Origin of the sequence: Vibrio neptunius, assembly GCF_000967495.1 — a bacterium.
In the GTDB taxonomy this organism is placed as follows: Bacteria; Pseudomonadota; Gammaproteobacteria; order Enterobacterales; family Vibrionaceae; genus Vibrio; species Vibrio neptunius.
The window spans coordinates 49,478-70,627 of the sequence record NZ_JXXU01000017.1; the positions used below are offsets into that span (position 1 = coordinate 49,478).

The 21,150-nt window shown below is 45.2% G+C and carries 22 protein-coding genes; 10 read left to right on the forward strand and 12 right to left on the reverse strand.

The genetic code is table 11. From position 1 onward, the window contains the following. Positions 1–38: 38 nt before the first annotated feature. Genes TW84_RS06425 through tamA form a run of 3 tightly spaced genes read right to left on the reverse strand, consistent with a single transcriptional unit; the run spans position 39 to position 5,874 of the window. Positions 39–386, reverse strand: coding sequence for a gamma-glutamylcyclotransferase family protein (locus TW84_RS06425; RefSeq protein ID WP_045974828.1), 348 nt, complete (start codon positions 384–386; stop codon positions 39–41). A 20-nt stretch (positions 387–406) separates the two neighbouring features. Beyond that, positions 407–4,168 carry an autotransporter assembly complex protein TamB gene (gene tamB / locus TW84_RS06430; protein ID WP_045974829.1) on the reverse strand — a complete coding sequence of 1,254 codons (3,762 nt, stop codon included), beginning with the start codon at positions 4,166–4,168 and terminating at the stop codon, positions 407–409. Then, a complete protein-coding gene (tamA, locus tag TW84_RS06435; RefSeq protein WP_045974830.1) occupies positions 4,165–5,874 on the reverse strand; it encodes an autotransporter assembly complex protein TamA in 1,710 nt (569 codons plus the stop codon). The genes tamB and tamA overlap by 4 nt, the downstream gene beginning before the upstream one ends. A gap of 119 nt (positions 5,875–5,993) precedes the next feature. Here tamA and msrA point away from each other — a divergent pair, with 119 nt between their 5' ends. Continuing rightward, complete coding sequence (gene msrA / locus TW84_RS06440) at positions 5,994–6,623, forward strand: peptide-methionine (S)-S-oxide reductase MsrA (protein ID WP_045974831.1); 630 nt, start codon at positions 5,994–5,996, stop codon at positions 6,621–6,623. A gap of 47 nt (positions 6,624–6,670) precedes the next feature. Here the strand turns inward: msrA and TW84_RS06445 are convergent, their stop codons facing one another. After that, positions 6,671–6,871 carry a DUF1107 family protein gene (locus TW84_RS06445; protein ID WP_045974847.1) on the reverse strand — a complete coding sequence of 67 codons (201 nt, stop codon included), beginning with the start codon at positions 6,869–6,871 and terminating at the stop codon, positions 6,671–6,673. A gap of 209 nt (positions 6,872–7,080) precedes the next feature. Here TW84_RS06445 and TW84_RS06450 point away from each other — a divergent pair, with 209 nt between their 5' ends. The 7 genes from TW84_RS06450 to TW84_RS06480 all read left to right on the forward strand — a co-directional run bounded on the left by TW84_RS06450 (position 7,081) and on the right by TW84_RS06480 (position 12,465). Beyond that, positions 7,081–7,632: a YtfJ family protein gene (locus TW84_RS06450; protein WP_045974832.1), complete on the forward strand. Its 552-nt coding sequence runs from the start codon at positions 7,081–7,083 to the stop codon at positions 7,630–7,632. A gap of 73 nt (positions 7,633–7,705) precedes the next feature. Next, the gene (locus TW84_RS06455) at positions 7,706–8,008 is read left to right on the forward strand and encodes a DUF2607 family protein (RefSeq protein WP_052707892.1); all 303 of its coding nucleotides are present in this window, start codon (positions 7,706–7,708) and stop codon (positions 8,006–8,008) included. Between the two features lie 70 nt (positions 8,009–8,078). Next, entirely contained in the window at positions 8,079–8,744 is a 666-nt protein-coding gene (gene zrgA / locus TW84_RS06460) for a zinc uptake protein ZrgA (protein WP_045974833.1), read from the forward strand. Between the two features lie 56 nt (positions 8,745–8,800). After that, entirely contained in the window at positions 8,801–9,508 is a 708-nt protein-coding gene (locus TW84_RS06465; RefSeq protein ID WP_045974834.1) for an ABC transporter ATP-binding protein, read from the forward strand. After that, entirely contained in the window at positions 9,505–10,764 is a 1,260-nt protein-coding gene (locus tag TW84_RS06470) for an ABC transporter permease (protein WP_045974835.1), read from the forward strand. Before TW84_RS06465 ends, TW84_RS06470 begins: the two co-directional genes overlap by 4 nt. A gap of 2 nt (positions 10,765–10,766) precedes the next feature. Further along, positions 10,767–11,264 carry a DUF3299 domain-containing protein gene (locus tag TW84_RS06475; RefSeq protein ID WP_045974836.1) on the forward strand — a complete coding sequence of 166 codons (498 nt, stop codon included), beginning with the start codon at positions 10,767–10,769 and terminating at the stop codon, positions 11,262–11,264. 304 nt (positions 11,265–11,568) lie between these two features. After that, the gene (locus TW84_RS06480; protein ID WP_045974837.1) at positions 11,569–12,465 is read left to right on the forward strand and encodes a TIGR03899 family protein; all 897 of its coding nucleotides are present in this window, start codon (positions 11,569–11,571) and stop codon (positions 12,463–12,465) included. Between the two features lie 265 nt (positions 12,466–12,730). On the opposite strand, the gene pgi is transcribed toward TW84_RS06480, so the two are convergent. Beyond that, the gene (gene pgi, locus TW84_RS06485; protein WP_045974838.1) at positions 12,731–14,383 is read right to left on the reverse strand and encodes a glucose-6-phosphate isomerase; all 1,653 of its coding nucleotides are present in this window, start codon (positions 14,381–14,383) and stop codon (positions 12,731–12,733) included. A 296-nt stretch (positions 14,384–14,679) separates the two neighbouring features. Between pgi and TW84_RS06490 the strand changes: the two genes are divergently transcribed. Then, complete coding sequence (locus tag TW84_RS06490) at positions 14,680–15,102, forward strand: secondary thiamine-phosphate synthase enzyme YjbQ (protein ID WP_045974839.1); 423 nt, start codon at positions 14,680–14,682, stop codon at positions 15,100–15,102. A gap of 47 nt (positions 15,103–15,149) precedes the next feature. Here TW84_RS06490 and alr read toward each other — a convergent pair whose 3' ends face one another. Beyond that, on the reverse strand, positions 15,150–16,235 hold the full coding sequence (alr, locus tag TW84_RS06495) for an alanine racemase (protein ID WP_205622469.1): 1,086 nt from the start codon (positions 16,233–16,235) through the stop codon (positions 15,150–15,152). 3 nt (positions 16,236–16,238) lie between these two features. Continuing rightward, complete coding sequence (locus TW84_RS06500; protein ID WP_045974840.1) at positions 16,239–17,651, reverse strand: replicative DNA helicase; 1,413 nt, start codon at positions 17,649–17,651, stop codon at positions 16,239–16,241. A 173-nt stretch (positions 17,652–17,824) separates the two neighbouring features. On the opposite strand from TW84_RS06500, the gene TW84_RS06505 reads away from it, so the two are divergent. Then, a complete protein-coding gene (locus tag TW84_RS06505) occupies positions 17,825–18,589 on the forward strand; it encodes a DUF481 domain-containing protein (RefSeq protein ID WP_045974841.1) in 765 nt (254 codons plus the stop codon). A 66-nt stretch (positions 18,590–18,655) separates the two neighbouring features. On the opposite strand, the gene rplI is transcribed toward TW84_RS06505, so the two are convergent. The 5 genes from rplI to TW84_RS06530 form a co-directional block, all read right to left on the reverse strand. After that, on the reverse strand, positions 18,656–19,108 hold the full coding sequence (rplI, locus tag TW84_RS06510) for a 50S ribosomal protein L9 (RefSeq protein WP_045974842.1): 453 nt from the start codon (positions 19,106–19,108) through the stop codon (positions 18,656–18,658). Between the two features lie 32 nt (positions 19,109–19,140). Further along, a complete protein-coding gene (rpsR, locus tag TW84_RS06515; protein ID WP_000090472.1) occupies positions 19,141–19,368 on the reverse strand; it encodes a 30S ribosomal protein S18 in 228 nt (75 codons plus the stop codon). Positions 19,369–19,472: 104 nt separating this feature from the next. Continuing rightward, positions 19,473–19,853: a 30S ribosomal protein S6 gene (gene rpsF / locus TW84_RS06520; protein ID WP_004747103.1), complete on the reverse strand. Its 381-nt coding sequence runs from the start codon at positions 19,851–19,853 to the stop codon at positions 19,473–19,475. 201 nt (positions 19,854–20,054) lie between these two features. Beyond that, entirely contained in the window at positions 20,055–20,537 is a 483-nt protein-coding gene (bfr, locus tag TW84_RS06525; RefSeq protein WP_045974843.1) for a bacterioferritin, read from the reverse strand. A 75-nt stretch (positions 20,538–20,612) separates the two neighbouring features. Further along, a complete protein-coding gene (locus TW84_RS06530; protein WP_045974844.1) occupies positions 20,613–20,801 on the reverse strand; it encodes a (2Fe-2S)-binding protein in 189 nt (62 codons plus the stop codon). Positions 20,802–21,150 lie beyond the last annotated feature (349 nt).

Below are 21,150 nucleotides of genomic sequence, written 5' to 3' on the forward strand. Positions count from 1 at the left end.
AAGAGCCAGCAATGCTGGCTTTTTTATATCACTGAACGCTAGACCCGCTGGCACCAGTCACCTGAAGAAATAATGGTATCAAGTTTGCTGCCATCTTGGTAAAGGTATATCCAAGCTTCGCCGAAGGGGGTTTCAATTTTCTCACGGCGATACTCAATAGGAACATCCTCAAGTTGATCGACTTTAGATAGTGTCAGCCCATCAATCAAATACACTTCCCCGAGAATCGAACCATGACCCTCAATAACCGCTGGATAAGACCCAAGATCATATAACGCGTAGTTAGGTAGAGTTTCAAATTGACCTAAACATTGGGAGCCAACCAAATAATCATGGTTACTTTCTCCCTGACGTAGAGTTCCGTACACAAAGAGTAAATGTTGCATCCTGCCACCTAGCTTGACGATCAATTGAATTCAAATTGATACAGCAGATCGACTGCGCTGTCCAGACCTGATACAGCTTCAACATATAGATCTTGCATCAGTCGATAACGCACCGTAAATTCGCCCACAGAGTCAAAGATACCCACTCCATATTTGACCTGCAGACCCGGCAGAACGTAACCGCTCACGGTTACTTGTGAATCATCACCAGATCCAGAAGTATCCAACTGAAGATCCTGAACACCAAAAGCTTGACCAATTTCGCCTACGACACGACCACTTTGGGCTAAGCTCAAACCAATCAACGTCGTCGTCATGGAGTTACTGCCTGATTCACCATCAATATTTTGACCACGCAGTAAATAAGATAGTGCATTAGCTTGAGGCATTGGAGGTTCAGAAAAAATAGTGACGGTAGGTTCATCAGCAGGCCCAGTAACTCGAACACCTGCCGTGACCTCATCTCGAGTGTTGTCAGGGTTACGTACCGCAGTAATTTGCACATAAGGTTGATCCACCGGACCATTCATCAGAACCTTACCTTGTTTGATTAACAAATCTTGGCCAAAGGAGCGGTAGGAACCATCGACAATATTCACTTCGCCAGTCACGAACGGCCCCTTATCACGCTGTGCAACATTGAGGTTTCCCGATAAACCGCCCTCTAAACCAAAAGCTGAAAGTTTGAAGTCCTCGCCAATATTGATGTTAATGTTTGTCTGAACACTAAACGGTACGCTAGGGGTTTCATTTTGGGGCTGAAGCTGATCATCTAGAATAACCTGATCCTTCGATATTCCAATCGCGCTTGGCGGCAGTTCCTCAATCACAATACGTCCCCAAGGCAGAGAAATCTTACCATCGATCTGAGCTTGCTTGGGAGAAGCCGATATCGTCATATCTGGCACAACCTTGATTTTCACCATCGGCGGCACATCCACTAACAGCTCTTCGGCAAAAACCCGAACACTCGTCTGCCAATCTTTGAGATCTTGCCAGTTAGCATCTCCGGCAGCTTCCAGCTTACCATCAGGTGTATTGATCATCGCCGCGAGTGTGGCGTCATAGCCCGAGAAACTGAGGGACAGTTTACCCGAATCAATCTCAACGGGTGTAATTTCCCCTTTAAGCAAAATATCATCGACCACAAACTGGCCATAAACTTTAGGGTGCATGATAGGGCCAGAAAATGTTAAATCGGTACTAACATTAGATTTCATCTTGCTATAGTCGCCAAGAAGAGGAGCAAGAAAATCCAAGTGGAAAGTCGTTAAGCCAAGCTTACCATCCAGCTGTTTGTCTTTCGCTAACACATCAGGGATATGGATCTCACCTGAAATGTCTCCATTGTCTGTCACATCCAGTAACCAGTCAGCCTCAAGTTTGTTGTTCTCAAGATGAGCATTAAGCTTGAGTGATTCCCAACCAAGATGGACAGGCTGCTCATTATTTTGCGTTACCGCTCCTTTGGGCATTTCTAACTTGATCATGATCTGTGGCGCTTGTTCTGGTGCCCACTTAGCCATCGCAGTAGCATTCACTCCACCCTCTAATTTAATCGTTTGAGGCACAAACGCTCTAAGCTGATCAAAATCGAACTGTTTGATGGAAAGATGCGCTTCGCCACTTTGACCCGCGTTTAAATCCTGATCGAGACAGATCGAAGCATCGGCTTGTAACCAACAATGCGCCGCAACGAATGCCTGCTGTGAGTCAATAAGAAACTCTAACTGAGTCGGTTGATTCAAGTTCCACATACCTTGCTCTGAGGTCAACGACATACGCTCCAGCGCACCTTTCCACATCAACTCAGGCTTATCTTGCAACGCACCTTTAATCGCCAATTTCGTTGAGGCGATGTTTGACTCAAGATCAAGAGTCAATGCGTGCTGCTGTTGCTCGCCATCAAAATTTAATAACACTTTATCAATCAGATAATCTTGATATTTGGCTCTGGCAACTCTGAGCTGCAATTCACCAGAAGGTAAAGGCAGTGGAGAGATCTTCCCTTGCAGCGAAACATCCTCTACCTGCACATCTTGCTGCCACTTAATGGCTTTCACATTAAGATCCACACCAACCAAAGGTTTATCCAACTTACCAGTCAACCTAATCTGACCTTGAGCGCTACCTTTTAAATCAGGGACGGATTTAGCGATATCTGGAAAGTCGACGGCAAGCTGCATATTTAGGTTTTGTTCAACCTCACCCTTTGCCGTCAGATGATTCGGTCCATGAGATAAGACTAAGCGTGGCGTATCAATTTTGAGTTCACCAGTGCCCGCTTTATCGGAAGCAGACAACGCACCTTCTATGTTCAGCGGGTAATCTCGCAAAACGCCGTCAATATCTAATGTTGGTAACTTAACCTGCCAACCACCTTGCTCCGTCAGTGAACCTGTCGTGGCGAACTTGCCGCTAATATTCCCTTCTGCCTGCTGCCACTGTAGGCCCGGTTGCATGTCCTTCAGTGAAAGGTTCGCCGCCCAGTTAATCGGCGCTTGCCAATTGGCCATCACCGTACCACTCACCTCCCCTCCTAAAATTTGTATAGAGAGGGACTGAAGATCGATTTGGTTTAAATCTCCTTTGCCATGCAGAGTCAGGTCAGCATCAGGCAATTGACTACCTTTCAGAGCCGAATCGAGTTCAACACTATAGCCGTTTAGCGAGCCTTGAGTATGCAAGTGGCGTATTGTGGCAAAATAATCACCTTGACCTTTTAACGGCCATTGAAGGTCACCATCAATCAAAGTCAGTTCAAAAGGAAATTCGGCATTCAGTGGCTGCAGTGCAGCTTCAAGATGAGCTTTAGCTAAACCGCCGAAGTCTGCCTTTAACGCCAGTTCAGCAACACTTCCCGTCGCATGCAGTTTGACTGTCTGTCCATCCGCTATCTCCTGCTTCACTTTGGCATTAAGTTCCAGCTCCAACGGATAGTCATCTGATAAGGTCACTGTTGTACTAAGCACACCTTCGATTTCGGGCATATCCAATGCAAGAGTATCAACCTGAACTTGGGATCCAGCGGCACTTGCCTCCAACCCCAAATGGTTTACGACTACAGGAGTGGGTTGTTGCAACTCAAAATCATTCACATCCAGTCGCACTACATCAATTTGTAGCGGTAAGGTAATGTTTGGTAAGACTATCGGTGCGTTAGTGTCCGCAGAAGAAGTCGCAGCAGGGGCTGATTCACTGGCATCACTTGGTGCCAGCGCCACTCGAATGGAGTCGATCGCCGTTTGATTAATTCGTAGACGATTACCCTGAAAGGCCAACCCAGTTGTGAAAGACTGCCAGTTGACCTGATTACCTAGCATATCCAGGGAAATGTCGGTTAAGGCCACGCGTTTGACTTTAATGGGTATAGGCGCTGTCACTGGTCCACTTTCGTCAGCCACAGGTTCCTCTGGAGTTGTGCTGCTCTGCGGTAATTCCGGCATATCAAACTTAAGGCCATCTACCGCGAGTTCATCGACACAAACACTGGGCTCTGTCAGGCAAGCAGCATTAACCGCCAACGTGATTGAGCGAGCCTGAACATCGACGTTAAGCGAGTCGTCTTTAAACGCGACACCATTAAGCGTAAAGCGCGGGAAAATCGCCCCTGAATAGGACTCGATTTTCAACTGAGGTACAAACTTTTCTGCTCCCCAGAGTACTATTTTAAGACCCGGAGTTGTAAAAAGAACTGCAGCTAGGGCAATGGCAATCACCACCAAAAAGCTGAACAATGAGATAGACAGCCGCTTTGACCACTTTAAAACAACCTTGGTCATAATTCGGGCCCTAACGTGAAGTGGATTTTAAATTCATCACCCGGCGAAGCATCAAGGCCCCAAGCAAAGTCGAGACGAATTGGACCCACGGGCGATGCCCAACGGACACCAAAACCAGTCCCGCGCTTAAAATCAGGCTTGTCATTGAAGGCATCGCCATAATCATAAAATACCGCTCCCCACCAATTACCATAGACGCGATATTGATACTCCAAGGATGAAGTCGCGATGTATTTGGCCCCCGTCAATGCACCACTACTGTCTTTAGGGGAAATAGATTCATAGCCATAACCACGCAAATTATTGTCACCACCGGCAAAGAAACGCAGTGATGGAGATAACTTATCGAACTTGTCTGCAAAGTTGGCACCTCCGTCTAAACGTAAGATCCCCCGATGATTGCGACCTGCGCTGCGAATCCAAGATGTGCCTGCTTGCAGGCGAATGACCCGAGTTTCAGATAATAAGCTGTCATCACCGTACTCGATAGTCAGGCTTTGGCGATCTCCCCAACGAGGCATGGCGCCGCCGCGAACTCGGCTGCGACTGTATGTCAGACCTGGGAGTAGAAACTGACCAGAGTCATCTTGAAGGCCTTGTTCGTAGTTTTCCAACAAGTAGCGAATAAACAAAGTTCTGTGCCAACCATTGTCTAAGGTCCAGTGGCGCTCAAGCGCTAAGTTAGACTCAAGGCTTTTTGTATCTCGGTTATCGACATTTTTCATCCCATAACCAATGCGATAATACTCATTCAACGCATCTTCAAGTGGGATACGGTAGCCTGCGGTAATCGTCTGCTCAGGCCCAGAGAGAGAAAAGCTACTGTCAAAGCTGTGGCCACGTTCGTTGACCCAAGGTTTTTTCCATTTCAGGGAACCTCGAACACCGACGTCAGTAGAGTAACCTAGACCTGTTTCCAGTTTGTTCTTTGCCTGTGGAGCCAGAGACACTTTCATTGGCAACTCTCTGCTCTTACTCAGCATGGATAAGTCAGGCTCAACAAACACCGAAGAAAACCAATCCGTATTAGACAAATTTTGATTGTACTCTCCGACTTGCGAAACCTGATACGGTTCTCCCTTTTTGTAGGGAGAAAGCGATCCTACACGGTCTTCTTCAATCTGACTTCCCGAAATTATGTTCTCACCAAAAGCGTAACGAATACCGCTGTCGAAATGCAGGCGTATAAAGGCTTGATTCAAATCCGGTGAAACTTCAAGGCGGCTCATCGAGTAATCACCCTCAAAATAGCCTTTCTGCAATGCCAGATTACGGATCCCAGATTTAAGTGCATCATATTGACTATGATTCAGGATCTGGCCTTCCTTGATACCACTTTTTCGGAGCAACACTTTAAATGAACGGTCATCGCTAGCTTCACCAGTCAACTGTATATCCACTTCTTTAATCAATACTGGTGGACCAGGGGTAACAGTCACCACTAAATTATGACCATCGTCTAGAACTTGAAACGAAAAATCTGGATGATAGTAGCCGAGGGCATTTAGAGCTTCTTTGATGTTCTTTTCGACACGAGCTTGAAAGCGTAGACTGGTGTTATAATCTTCCTCAGGAATAGAGGTCAGATAAGCATCGACATTCATCTCTAGCTCACCAGATAACCCTTGAACAGACAAGCCTACTGTATCAGCAGACACAGGAAAACCACTGGCAAGGAGAATGACTGGTAATGACTTTCTTATCATGTTTTATCTACTACCCAAGAATCGTAACGGAATGATAACGCCACACAAAAAATAAGTCTGTACGAAAACAGTCAATTAGGCGGTCTACTCTCAAGATTATTAATTTAAGGATATTCACTATGCTCGATAAACAAACCATGATCACGGCTCAGCAAGCTTTACCGGGACGTAAACAACCACTTGCGATTGATGATACACACTTTGTCAATCAATCCAATTTAACCGCACCACCCGCTGAAGGCTGTGAAGAAATCGTGTTCGGCATGGGATGTTTTTGGGGAGCAGAACGTCTGTTTTGGCAACTTGATGGCGTGATCAGTACTTCGGTGGGATACGCTGGTGGCTTTACACCTAATCCAACCTATGAAGAAGTCTGCTCAGGTCAGACAGGTCATACTGAAGTGGTGCGGATTGTTTTTGACCCTGCAGTTATCAGCTTTAACCAACTACTGCAAAAATTTTGGGAGCGTCATAACCCAACTCAAGGAATGCGTCAGGGCAACGACTTAGGCACCCAGTACCGTTCAGCTATTTACGTGTATAGCGACGAACAATATCAGTCAGCGATACAATCGCAAGACGAGTATCAATCGTTGCTCGGACAAGAAACATCATCCATTACCACCGAGATTCTACCTGCTGGTCGCTACTATTACGCAGAAAGTTACCACCAGCAGTATTTGGCTAAGAATCCAAATGGGTATTGTGGGTTAGGTGGTACTGGTGTGTGCTTCCCACCAGAAGATTAAACGCTACTAAGCAAAAAAGTCGCCCAGTTGAGCGACTTTTCATTTTCCTAAACAGGTAACACGGTAATCGCTCGATTAATTTCCTTGAAAGTATGCATTTTCTTTTTATCTTTTATGTCCGGCATCAGAACCTTACCGTTATCAAATCTAAACTTGCCAATTCCTGAAATGACAAACTGTCCCTTGAATAATGTCTTCACAAAGCGTGCCACTTGATGTGGTCGATATTTCGTAAATTCGCGCAGCATAACTACCTCAATATCCATTTGCGACCTGATCCTTTCCTTGGATCCGCTTCTTTTCTTGTTCGGCTTACAATACATCATACACATTAATATAAGACCAACAACAAGCAAGATCACAAACACAAAACAAATTATTAACATCATTGGTTTTCTTCAGCGACTGAGAATTTTTAGGTATATACTTTTCCCGCTTACTAAAAAGGAAGAAAATAGTGAAAAACAAGACTCTAATCGCTTTGACAGTAGCATGCTCTCCCATGTTTGCTCTGGCGCATAACATCACTGTCGGCCAAACAGTTCCAAACGTTGAAGTGGCCAGCCACGGTGAAATCATGGTTAAAGATAATGATACGACGTATCAACCATGGTCATCTCAGGACATGTTAGGTAAGGTACGTGTGATCCAAGCTATCGCCGGACGCAGTAGCTCGAAAGAACTTAATGCCCCCCTTATGTCAGCTATCACAGCCGCAAAATTTCCATCAGAAAGCTACCAGACTACCTCCATCATTAACCAAGATGATGCGATCTGGGGTACAGGCTCGTTCGTTAAATCCTCAGCAGAAGACAGCAAAAAAGAATTCCCATGGTCTTCAATGGTACTTGATAAAGAAGGCGTGGTTACTGGCGCTTGGGAACTTCAGGAAGAATCTTCCGCCATTGTGCTACAAGACAAGCAAGGTACCGTCTTGTTTGTTAAAGAAGGTGCTCTGAATAATGAAGAAATTCAACAAGTTTTGACACTGATTAAAGATAATATCTAATCTCATTTGCGCTTAGCGTTTTCTTAAGAGTTGTTATAATATAACAGCTCTTTTTCGTATTAAATGAAACGCTGTGATTAAAACTCATCCCAATCTAACCAGACGCTCAGCAGCCCTTGCTTTCTTTGGCATTGTGCTGATGTTATGGATGAGCTTCGCTTACATCGACTACCAATACGATATCTCGCCTGCCCATCACAGTGATCATCACTGCCAACTATTTTCTTGTGCGCAATACGGCATGAGCCATTCATCTCCGACACTCACCGATACCTCATTACCAGATTTATTCATCGAGCAGGATGATTATCACTTCTACCAGCGACCAGCATTTGCCTATCAGGCCCGCTCTCCTCCGGTGAGACTAACTAGTTAACCCAGATTTTTACATGCTGTTTCAAAGCAATAACCATATATTTTATCAAAACACTTTATTAGGATTCACAATGAACTCAATGACAAAAGTTGCAACACTGGTTGGCCTTGCCCTAAGTACTAACGCTTTCGCTGAAGAAGGATTCCGTCAACACGAAGCTCACGTGCACGGCCACGTTGAGCTAAACATCGCTCAAGATGGTAAAGAGCTTTTAATGGAAATTACCGCTCCTGGTGCTGATGTTGTCGGCTTTGAACATGCTCCAAAAACAGCAGAACAAGAAAAAGCCCTAAAAGATGCAGTCACTCGACTAAAAAATGCAGACTCTATTTTCACTCTTGCATCAGCAGCAGGTTGTCAGGTTGAACATCAGTCAGTAAAGCACACTCTAGGTGCTGACGACCACGACCACGACCACGACCACGACCACGACCACGAAAAGCATAGCGAACATCATGATGAACACAAACATCATGATGACCATAAACATCACGATGATCATAAAGGTCACGAAGGTCACGAAGGTCACGACCATCATGATGAACCTCAAGGCGGTCATGGCGAGTTTACTGTCGAATATCACTTCGAATGTAACGACATCAACGCACTTTCTTCCATCGATACACAATGGTTTAAAGCATTCCCAAGCACAGAATCTATTAGCGTTAACCTATTAACAGATAAAGTGCAAACCGCACTTGAACTGTCTGCAGACAACACTAAGATTTCGCTTTAAGTCCAAAACGACCTGATAGCTTGCGGCTATCAGGTCTACTCGTTCAGGTTGATCCAATGGTAGAAAACAGAAGTAACAGCGTCGTTGAGCTGGAGCAGGTCACCTTTACCTGGCCTAGGAACCCAACTCCGACACTTAATATCAAACAACTGCATATCACTAAAGGCGAGCACCTCTTTATTAAAGGCCCCAGTGGCTGTGGTAAATCCACCTTGCTCGGGCTACTCACTGGCATTAACACTGCCAGCAGCGGCCAGCTAATTGTTTTAGGTCAGGACCTCAATCAGATGAGGGCTAACCAACGCGATAGATTTCGTGCCGATCATATTGGCTATATATTCCAGCAGTTTAATTTGCTCCCCTATCTTAACGTGATTGAAAATGTCATCCTGCCGTGCCAATTTTCCGCACAACGCAAATCACAGGTTGAGACATCACTGGTTGAAGACGCCACTCGGCTTCTGAAAAAACTTCATCTACCTGAACATCTGTTGAAGAAGCCAGTCGTCGAACTGAGTATTGGACAGCAACAGCGCGTTGCTGCCGCTCGAGCTCTGATTGGCAAACCAGCGCTAATCATTGCCGATGAACCCACTTCTTCACTTGACTACGAAAATCGCACTGCATTTATCGAGTTATTGCTCGAGCAGGTCAATCAGGCTCAATCAACCCTGTTGTTCGTCAGTCATGACCCCACACTCGAAAGCCTGTTCGATCGCACCTTAAACCTCAATCAAATCAATCAGGCAGGAGCACAACAATGACCCCAACATTTATGCTTGCCTGGAAGAGTGTCCGTAACCGTCGTGTCACCGCCATTCTGACCATATTAACCGTCGCTATTTCGGTCATACTACTTTTGGGGGTAGAAAGGATCCGTACCCAAGCCAAAAGCAGCTTTGCTAATACAATTTCAGGAACTGACCTGATCGTCGGTGGACGTTCTGGTCAAGTAAACTTGCTACTTTACTCAGTGTTTCGCATCGGCAACGCTACCAATAACATTGACTGGAAAAGTTATCAGGAATTCAGTAATCATCGTTCTGTGAAGTGGGCGATACCTATTTCTCTCGGAGACTCACACAAAGGCTTCCGCGTGATGGGCACCAATCATAGCTATTTTGAACACTATCGCTACGGCAAAAAACAAAACATCTCCATCGCTGAGGGACGAGAATTTGATGGTTTATTTGAAACCGTCATTGGCTCCGATGTTGCCCGCTCTCTCGGGTACAATATAGGCACAGAAATCATTATTGCCCACGGTATCAGTGACGTTGGCTTCAGTCGTCATGACAACCTGCCGTTTAAAGTGGTCGGTATCTTAGCTCCGACAGGCACCCCAGTTGATAAAACCGTACATGTCTCACTCGAAGCAATTGAAGCGATTCACGTTGGCTGGGAATCTGGAGCCCACTTGGGCAATACACCAAGTGCTGAGCACCTTGAAAAGCAAAACTTTCAGCCAAAACAAATTACTGCCATGCTTCTTGGCCTGAATTCGAAAATTCAGACCTTTGCTCTGCAGCGCCAGATCAACACTTACCCTAAAGAACCGCTGAGTGCCATCCTACCGGGCGTTGCGCTGCATGAATTGTGGGGGATGATGTCGGTGGCAGAGCAAGCCCTGATGGCAGTTTCGGTATTCGTGGTCATTGCCGGACTACTGGGAATGTTGTCGAGTTTACTGACTAGCTTACAGGAAAGACGTCGAGAGATGGCCATTCTAAGAGCAATGGGAGCGAGACCAAGGCATGTTCTCTCTCTGTTAGTTCTCGAAGCCAGTGCTTTAACCTTAGTTGGCTTAGTTGTCGGTGTGCTAGGTCTTTATGCTCTATTAGCCGCTATCGCACCAATCATTCAACAACAATATGGAATTAATATTGAGATGATAGCCATATCCCATTATGAGTGGATATTGCTTGCAGCTGTGCAGTTAGCAGGTACTGTAATCGGCTTAATTCCAGCATTCCGTGCATACAGACAATCCCTTAGTGACGGGATGACAATTCGGGTTTAAACATGAAAAAGATACTAATATTAGTCATATTTGCCATGAGCGTTATGACACCCTCTATAGTCAGTGCTAAAGAAAATATTCTCAAACTGGACTGGATCGATCTGATCCCAGAGAGTGAACGAAAGCAATTCGATTCCTATGGCATGCCTGTAACTGATCACTCTGGTCAAGCAGCAAAACAATCATTGATGGGTAAGGTCCGTCAGGAGCTCAACGGCAGTAAGGTTAAAATACCTGGTTTTGTGATTCCGTTGGAAGGAGATGAGAACAAAGTCACCGAATTTCTACTGGTACCATACTTTGGTGCATGTATTCACGTACCACCACCACCACCAAACCAGATCATCTACGTGAAATTCCCGAAGGGAGCACCAGTACAGCAACTGTGGGATGTCATCTACGTGGTCGGCACACTGAAAACAGAAACCATCAACCATGAGTTGGCTGAAACAGGTTACGTTTTAGAGGGCACCGCAATCGAAGAATACGATGACTACTAATAGGTATTAACATAAAAGCAACCTGTTAATTATCCGCTTTTCTTTATATGTATCTAGAGAGATAAACCAAGACGGCTAGATAGACCAGAAATAGTAGGGCAATTGACAGGTGCTTTTTCAGTTTATTCTCATTAAAAAACTTCATAAGCCCCTCAAAAATATCGATAACAATTTTAACAACTTATTATCATTTGGCATAGCGCCAATTTTCAAGGATTGCTCACATAGTTCTTCTGGCAGCCAATCAGCTTAAGAGGTAAATTTAATTAAATACGTTTAACACTCTGATGGGCAAGGAATTCACATGTCGGAAAAGCAAAAGCCAGTGGTTATAGAGCACGAGTCCAGCGCTGAATCACGGCATGAAAAAAAGAAAACCTATATCAAAGATAGTGCCAGTCGGGTGATGAACATTGCTCAAACCCATGGTTTGGATGCCTTATTACAAAAAGACTCGCCAGAAAAAACGGCATTAGAACGCGCCCTCATTCGCGAGCGCCGCTACAAAGAGCAGAAACAAAAAAACCTCGAACAAATCCTTAAGCTCGCTCACCTATCCTGTAAAGATGAAACTGCGGGCGACCCCGATCAAGATTGGCTGCACCGCTTCTTCAACATGGCTCAGGAAGTACATAACACCTCAATGCAGCGCCTATGGGCACAAGTGTTAAAACGCGAAGTCACCAACCCAGGTTCAACGTCAATGAAAGCGCTCAAGGTGCTACAAGATATGTCACCTAAGGAAGCACAGACCTTGCAGCGTGCCGCCTCTTTAGCATGTAGTTTTGGTGGCGATACCAGTCGTAAGCTGTTAATTGGCTATCGGTCACAAGGGGGGATTTTCAGCTTTGGTAAGCGTAATATTACCAGCAATATCAACGTTGGTAATTTTCAGCTTCCCTACTCCAGCCTATTGGTCTTATTTGAACTTGGTCTGATGCATGGCACTGAGTTGGAGTCAGGTGAAATTGAGCTCGATTCCCCCTTACCGCTTACCTACCAGGGAAAGCAGATATCACTGCAAGCGCACAGCAAAGGAGTTCGACTTCTCTACTACCGCTTTAGCCCAACTGGCAATGAATTGTGTAAGCTACTTGGAAACAAGCCGAACATGCAGTACTACGATCAGATGGTCGCTTTGCTCAGCCAGAAATTCACTGCCAGTACAGACGTTCAGCCAAGTGTGGATACGACGGTTTAGGGGAAACGGGAAACGGGAAACGGGAAACGGGAAACGGGAAACGGGAAACGGGATGATTATCTCTGCCTATGAACGTTTTCTGTCAACATTCCATGTACCACAACCGACTCTCGTTACTACTAGAGCGCACCTCTCGAAGGGCGGAGCCCGTTCTTGATTCTCGCGGGCGAAGTCCGATCCCGTTATCCAGAAGCGCAGCGTTCCCGCTTTCCAAAACAAAAACGCCAACCCGACAGGTTGGCGTTTTTACTTAGTTCGGAGCAGCTTATGCCTTGTAAGCTTTGAATGCGTTAATCAGACCATTCGTTGAGCTGTCGTGAGAACTGATTTCCGACTCATCGGCTAATTCAGGTAGGATTTGATTAGCCAATTGTTTACCTAGCTCCACCCCCCACTGATCGAAGCTGAAAATATTCCAGATAACACCTTGGACGAAGATCTTGTGCTCATACATAGCGATCAAATTACCTAGCGTACGCGGTGTGATTTGCTTGACTAGGATTGAGTTAGTTGGTCGGTTACCTTCAAACACTTTGAATGGTGCTAAGGTTGCCGCTTCTTCTTCACTTTTGCCTGCTTTGGCAAATTCCGCTTTGACTGTCTCTTCCGACTTACCAAAAGCAAGCGCTTCAGTTTGAGCAAAGAAGTTAGACATTAATTTCTGGTGATGATCACCTGCAGGGTTATGACTAATAGCAGGTGCAATAAAGTCACAAGGGATCAGCTTAGTACCTTGGTGAATCAACTGGTAGAAAGCGTGCTGACCGTTAGTACCAGGCTCACCCCAGATAATTGGACCTGTTTGGTAAGTCACTGCGTTGCCATCACGGTCAACGTACTTACCGTTAGACTCCATGTTGCCCTGTTGGAAGTAAGCTGCAAAACGGTGCATGTACTGATCGTATGGAAGTATCGCTTCAGACTCAGCGCCGTGGAAGTTGTTGTACCAAAGGCCAACTAGCGCAAGGATCACAGGAATATTACTTTCTAGCTCAGTCGACGCAAAGTGGTTATCCATTTCATGAGCGCCATCTAGCAGCTCAACAAAGTTGTCGTAACCCACCGCTAGGGCAATGGAAAGACCAATTGCTGACCATAACGAGTAACGACCGCCAACCCAGTCCCAGAACTCGAACATGTTGTCGGTGTCGATACCAAACTCAGATACGGCGGGTGCGTTGGTAGAAAGCGCTGCAAAGTGCTTCGCTACGTGTGCTTCATCACCTGCTGACTCAAGGAACCAATCACGAGCACTATGTGCATTGGTCATAGTCTCTTGTGTAGTAAACGTCTTAGATGCGACCAAGAATAATGTCGTTTCTGGGTTTACTTTCTTTAGCGTCTCAACGATGTGCGTGCCATCAACGTTCGAAACGAAGTGGAGATTTAGGTGGTTTGTGTAAGGAGCTAGAGCTTCAGTCACCATATAAGGACCAAGATCAGAGCCGCCGATACCAATATTCACAACATCAGTAATCGCTTTACCTGTGTACCCTTTCCACTCGCCGCCGATGACACGTTCCGTAAACGATTTCATTTTTTCTAGCACTGCATTTACTGCAGGCATGACATCTTCACCATCAACCATAACAGGAGTGTTACTGCGGTTACGCAGTGCTGTGTGGAGTACGGCGCGATCTTCGGTTTGGTTGATTGCTTCACCACTGAACATCGCTTCAATTGCTGCTTTAAGCTCAGTTTCGCCAGCTAATGCGAACAGATGCTTCATAGTTTCTTCATTGATTAGGTTCTTAGAGTAATCAACAAGAATGTCGCTACCGAAACGCATAGAGAATTTGTCAAAACGCGCAGCGTCTTGAGCAAACAGCTCTTTAAGATCCATATCTTGAGCCGATTCGAAGTGCGCAGTCAGCGCGTTCCAAGCTGATGTTTGCGTTGGATTGATATTTTTCAACATGGTTACTATCCCGATGTTACAGTAGGTTTTATTCTACATTGATTGACTGAAGAGTAAGATAAACGACAGCCAGTAGAATCCCCGATTAAGCAAAAATAGTTCGGTTCTCGCATTGCAACAAGCAGCCAGAACTTTGTAATAAATTTTCAAGGTGCAATTATGAACCAGTGTGGCTGCACCATCATTGAGTTAAGTCACGTTAAGTGATTTAGTTACACTCAAACCCATGACTAGCTATTGGCACTCACCTTACCGCCTCAGGTTGAATTTGCCAAATAGATTATAGAGGATGCCATATGTGGGCTCAGAAGCGTATTCAATTGAGCGCGAGAAAACGCGGATTTCATCTCATCACCGATGAAATAGAACAACAAATTCCAGAGATAGCGGATTTTTCTGTCGGAATATTACAGTTATTTATCCAACATACTTCTGCAAGCCTGACCATTAACGAAAACGCCGACCCAACGGTACGTCATGATATGGAAAAGCACTTTAACCAGTTTGTGCCGGAGCGCGCCCCTTACTATAAGCATACCTATGAAGGCGATGATGATATGCCCGCCCATATCAAAACGTCGATCTTAGGGTGCAGCGTGATGATCCCCATTAGCAACGGACGATTAGCTCTAGGGACATGGCAAGGAATCTACCTTGGAGAGCATCGTGATTACGGTGGTAGCCGCACCTTAGTTGTGACGATTCAGGGCGAAAAATAAAAAGGCTGGCTTAATAAGCCAGCCTAAAACGAAAGATTCGATGTCAGCTATTTGGAATATTCCATTTCCACTCGCGAGGTCAGCTTAGTTACCAGTTCATAAGCAATAGTGCCAATATGGCAAGCCACCTCTTCAGCAGGAAGGCTTTGTCCCCAAAGGATTGCCTCATCCCCCACCTTATCATTGGCATCTGGACCGAGATCAACCGTCAACATGTCCATCGACACTCTTCCCGCAATCGGTACTTTGCGACCATTGACTAACACTGGTGTGCCATTGGGAGCGGTTCTTGGATAGCCATCACCGTACCCAATCGCGATAACCCCCACTTTGGTATCGCGTTGACTGGTCCACATCCCGCCATAGCCGACGCTCTCGCCCGCTTTTACTTCACGTACCGCAATAAGGTGTGATTTGAGCGTCATGACAGGTTGATATCCCATCTGCTGTGCCGTTTTGTCGTTAAATGGTGAAACACCGTACATGATGATTCCGGGTCTTACCCAATCGAGGTGACTGTTATGCCACGCCAATAATCCCGCAGAAGCGGCGAGTGAACGCTCACCTTCGCAACCATCAGTCAGAGACAAGAACAGCTCAGTTTGTTCTGTCGTAGTGGACTTATCCAGCTCATCAGCACAACCAAAATGACTCATGTAACGTAGTGGCTTCGCCACGTTACGACACGCTTTGAGACGAGAGACAAAATCCCAGTATTGTTCCGGCCTGACACCGAGACGATGCATCCCGCTATCGATTTTAAGCCAAACAACGACAGGAGTATCCAGCTCTGCTTGCTCAAGTGCTTCAAGCTGCTCTTCACAATGCACTACGGTTTGAATGTTATTAGTCACCAAGACAGGTAAATCGCCCGAAGAATAAAAACCTTCGAGTAATAAAATCGGTGTCACCACACCGCAAGCCCGAAGTTGCAACGCTTCTTCAATCCGTGCCACACCGAATGCATCTGCATCCGTGGCATACTTTGCAATATGTCTCAAACCATGACCATAGCTATTGGCCTTAACCACCGCCATGATCTTACTATTTGGTGCTTGAGATTTAATCTGTTTTAAGTTGTGTTGCAACGCATCTAAATCAATAAAGGCCGTTGCCGCTTTCATATAACTCATGCGTTACTCTTCATCCACATCAAACGCCGGGCCAGCATAATTATCAAACCGTGACCATTGACCTTGGAAAGTCAAACGTACCGAACCAATCGGACCATTACGCTGCTTACCTAGGATGATTTCCGCCGTACCTTTCATCGGGCTATCTGGGTGATACACTTCATCACGGTATATGAACATGATCAAATCAGCGTCCTGCTCTATCGAGCCTGATTCACGCAAGTCTGAGTTAACAGGGCGTTTATCGGCACGTTGCTCTAAGGAACGGTTGAGCTGCGACAGTGCGACCACTGGCACGTTGAGCTCTTTAGCCAAGGCTTTCAGTGAACGGGAAATTTCGGCGATTTCCAACGTACGATTATCAGCCAGCGCAGGGACACGCATTAATTGAAGGTAATCGACCATTATCATAGACAGACCACCATGGTCACGCGCAATACGTCTTGCTCGTGAGCGGACTTCGGTTGGTGTCAGACCCGAGCTATCATCAATGAAGATGTTTTTCTTCTCCATTAAAAGCCCCATAGTAGAAGAAATACGCGCCCAATCTTCATCATCTAACTGGCCAGTTCTTATCTTGGTTTGATCGACACGAGAGAGGGATGCCAAAGAACGCATCATTAGCTGTTCAGATGGCATCTCCAAAGAGAAAACCAACACGGGCTTATCATGGGCCATCGCTGCATTTTCAACCAAGTTCATCGCAAATGTTGTTTTACCCATCGATGGACGCGCTGCAACAATAACTAGGTCCGAGCCTTGAAGACCTGCCGTTTTCTTATTCAAATCGGTAAAGCCCGTCGTTACCCCTGTTACCCCATCCTGAGGGGATTTATAGAGCATCTCAATACGTTCGAGCGTTTTCTCAAGAATATTATCGACATTTTGCGGTCCCTCACTTTCGCTAGTACGCGACTCGGCAATAGCAAACACCTTACTCTCTGCCATATCAAGCAGATCCTCAGATGTACGCCCCTGAGGATCGTATCCCGCATCGGCAATTTCATTCGCCACACCGATCAAGTCGCGAGTCAGAGCACGTTCCGCGACGATATCTGCATAGGCGTTAATGTTAGCTGCGCTCGGTGTATTCTTGACCAAATCTGCAAGGTAAGCAAAACCACCAACATCGTCCAATTGTTCACGCTGCTCTAAAAACTCTGACAAGGTGATCAAGTCAAGAGGCTGGCTATCTTCTAGAATGCTTTGCGATGCTTCGAACATCAAACGATGTGGACGGCTGTAAAAATCTTTCGCCACCACGCGTTCAGATACAGTATCCCAGCGCTCGTTATCCAACAACAAACCACCGATGACGGACTGCTCAGCTTCCAACGAATGTGGAGGAACCTTGATAGCATCGACTTGGGCGTCTGCTGGTTTCTGATTACGATTGTCTGTTCTCTGTTCTGCCATGCTCTTGCTCAACAATTTACTTGTGACCGCTCATTATAGCCAGAATGAGCGGGATGTCTGTAATAAACAAGGGGTTTGAATGCAACTCGTGTAGAATTAACTTAGAACTGACGGAATTTGAGTGAATAACCTCTACTATTTCCCCAATTTTCCCATCTATAAAGAGGTAGTGAGTGACGAAACTTTGGCTCTTGAGTGCAGGCCTACTGTGCAGTTCCGTAGTCCTTGCGGATGAGACAGTACAAAGTCAAACGGACATTGAAATACCCTCCCCTTGGGATACCGAAATTGAATTCGGTTATCAGGCGCACACCGGAAACTCAGACTCACGTTCCCTTAATTCTCGACTCAGTGCCGAGTACCTATCTGGCCGATACCGAACCAGCGGTGAGTGGAAGTACTACCTACTTTATAAGGATGGGGAAGAAGACAAACGGCAGTCAACCTACACGGCGCAGAGCGACTATAAGCTTAGCCCTAAGACGTATCTTTACGGCAGCTTCAAAGGTGTCGATTCTCGATATAGTGCTTATTTTAAGGACTATACGCTCTCGGGAGGCTTAGGTTATCAATTTTCTAATACCGATGTCTTTGTGCTGGAACTCGAGCTCGGCCCTGGTTTCCGCTACCAAGAGCCCAATACTGATGAAATTGGTGACAGCGATATTGTCTTTGAGGAGACCGTTCAGGAAGCGATTTTTCGAGGTAAAGTCAATTCAAGTTGGCAAGTACTGAAAAACCTTAGCCTAGCCGCCGATGTGACTCTCGTCGCCGGTGACAGTAACCTCAGAGTAGATACAGATATCAATGTGACCAACAACATCACAGAAGATATCGCTCTCAAACTGGCTCATACACGTCAATATCATGATCGCGTCCCCGAAGGGCTAAAGAAAGCCGACAGTATTTTCTCTGTTAACTTACTTTTCTTATTTTAAATACCACACTTTAGACATAAAAAAGCACCTCTGGGAGGTGCTTTTAAAATACGTCTTGATACTGAATTACTCAGCAGCAACAACTTGTAGGTTAACTGCAGCGAATACTTCAGAGTGAAGCTGAACGCTGATCTCGAACTCACCAGTGTTGCGTAGTGCGCCTTCTGGAAGACGAACTTCGCTTTTCGCAACTTCAACGCCAGCAGCAGTGATTGCATCAGCGATGTCACGAGTACCGATAGAACCGAACAGTTTACCTTCGTCACCAGCTTTAGAAGCGATAACAACAGCTTCTAGAGCGTTAACTTTCTCTGCACGAGCTTCTGCAGTAGCTAGTTGCTCAGCAACTTTAGCTTCTAGTTCAGCACGACGAGCTTCGAACATTTCAACGTTAGCCTTAGTTGCCATAACTGCCTTAGCTTGAGGGATAAGGAAGTTACGAGCATAGCCAGATTTAACGTTTACAGTGTCACCAAGACCACCTAGGTTACCGATTTTATCAAGTAGAATAACTTGCATTGCTTAATCCTCTTTCTTAATAAAACGACCGATTACTGATGCTTGTCAGTGTACGGTAGTAGAGCTAGGTAGCGAGAACGCTTAATAGCGCGAGCTAGTTGACGTTGATACTTAGCGCTTGTACCAGTGATACGGCTAGGTACAATTTTACCAGCTTCAGTGATGTAGTTTTTAAGAGTTGCTACGTCTTTGTAATCAATCTCTTGTACGCCTTCTGCAGTGAAACGGCAGAATTTACGACGACGGAAGAAACGAGCCATGGGCTATCTCCTGATCTTAAATTTGAAAAAAGTTGTCTGCCTAGATAAACACATTCGAGTAACCCCTTGAGTTATCTAGACTGAGTACTAATTCTGAGTAGTAATTACTCAGCCGCTGCTTCTGGCTTAGCTTCAGCACGCTCTTCGCGACGAGGAGCACGCTCTTCTTTCTGCTTAAGCATGATAGATTGCTCAGTGATAGCCGCTTTAGTACGCATGATCATGTTACGTAGAACTGCATCGTTGAAACGGAAAGCAGTTTCTAGTTCATCGATAACAGCTTGGTCAGCTTCAACGTTCATTAGAACGTAGTGAGCTTTGTGAAGCTTGTTGATTGGGTAAGCCAGTTGACGACGACCCCAGTCTTCTAGACGGTGGATAGTACCGCCAGCTTCAGTGATAGAACCAGTGTAACGCTCGATCATGCCAGCAACTTGCTCGCTTTGATCAGGGTGCACCATGAATACGATTTCGTAATGACGCATTGGTTGCTCCTTACGGATTATTCAGCTTCCACAATTGGCCCGGTCATCCAGAGGAAGCAAGGAACTAAAGATAATTGACCGAGATTTAAGGAGCACGAATAGTACAGAATGATTGCAATTTAAGCAAGAGAAATGTGATGCAAGGGTGGCTAGAGAATAGAACAGCGCATAACACGCTGCTCTAAGCTGTTGTCATTCTGCTTAGTCGTCGTCTTCATCAACAAACTGAGCCTGTAGGTAGTTTTGTATACCTGTCATGTCGATCAAACCAAGTTGAGTTTCAAGCCAATCAACGTGTTCTTCTTCATCTTCTAATATATCCTGAAACAGATCTCTGGATACATAATCGTGTGTATCTTCCGCGTAAGCGATCGCCGCTTTTAAGTCAGGTATCGCAGCCATTTCTAACTTGAGGTCACATTCCAGCATCTCTTTGGTGTCTTCACCAATCATTAACTTGCCAAGATCTTGCAAGTTAGGGATGCCTTCAAGAAACAAAATACGTTCAATCAAATGATCTGCGTGCTTCATTTCATCGATGGATTCGTGATATTCCTTATCCGCCAAATGCTTTAACCCCCAGTCTTTATACATTCGCGCATGAAGGAAATATTGGTTAATGGCAACTAGCTCATTGCCAAGGATTTTATTAAGATGTTGAATAATGATTGGATCGCCTTTCATGACAAAAACCTCCTCTTTGGCTCCATTTAAACTTTAGAACCAATTGAGAAGGTGTCAAAAATACACGAGGCTGTTTTAGCTCGCTTTTTGGTACTGTACTACACCTGTTTCATTGAGGATTTCCTTCGCCATCTTGACACATTTTCCACATTGACTGCCAAGTGCGGTGCATTTCTTTATGCCTTTAATATCGGTTACTCCCTCTTCTAAAGCTAACCTCCTGATTTTCTTGTCAGAAACTCCATGACACAAACAAACGTACATAAATGAGACCCGTAATACAACCTAGGATAAAAATATAAACAATAATTGTTCTTATTACCAGTTAGGTTGCCGAAGATATTAAGACAAATTTGTTATAACAAACAGGACGAATGAAAGGTGCAAAACACTTACGCGTTTAACCATACTTATAGCATGGCTTTATGGCTATTTAACAAATTGTTTTATAAGATAAAATGAAGTTTATATCTAGATATGATCCAAAAGGTGAATATTTTTTTTATAACCAAATAATAAAAAAGAGAAGCCGAAGCTTCTCTTTTTTTAGATGTGCTTTCTTCATAAATGAAGAAAAGTGCAAGATTTCAGTTAATTCCTAAGAATTAGTCGA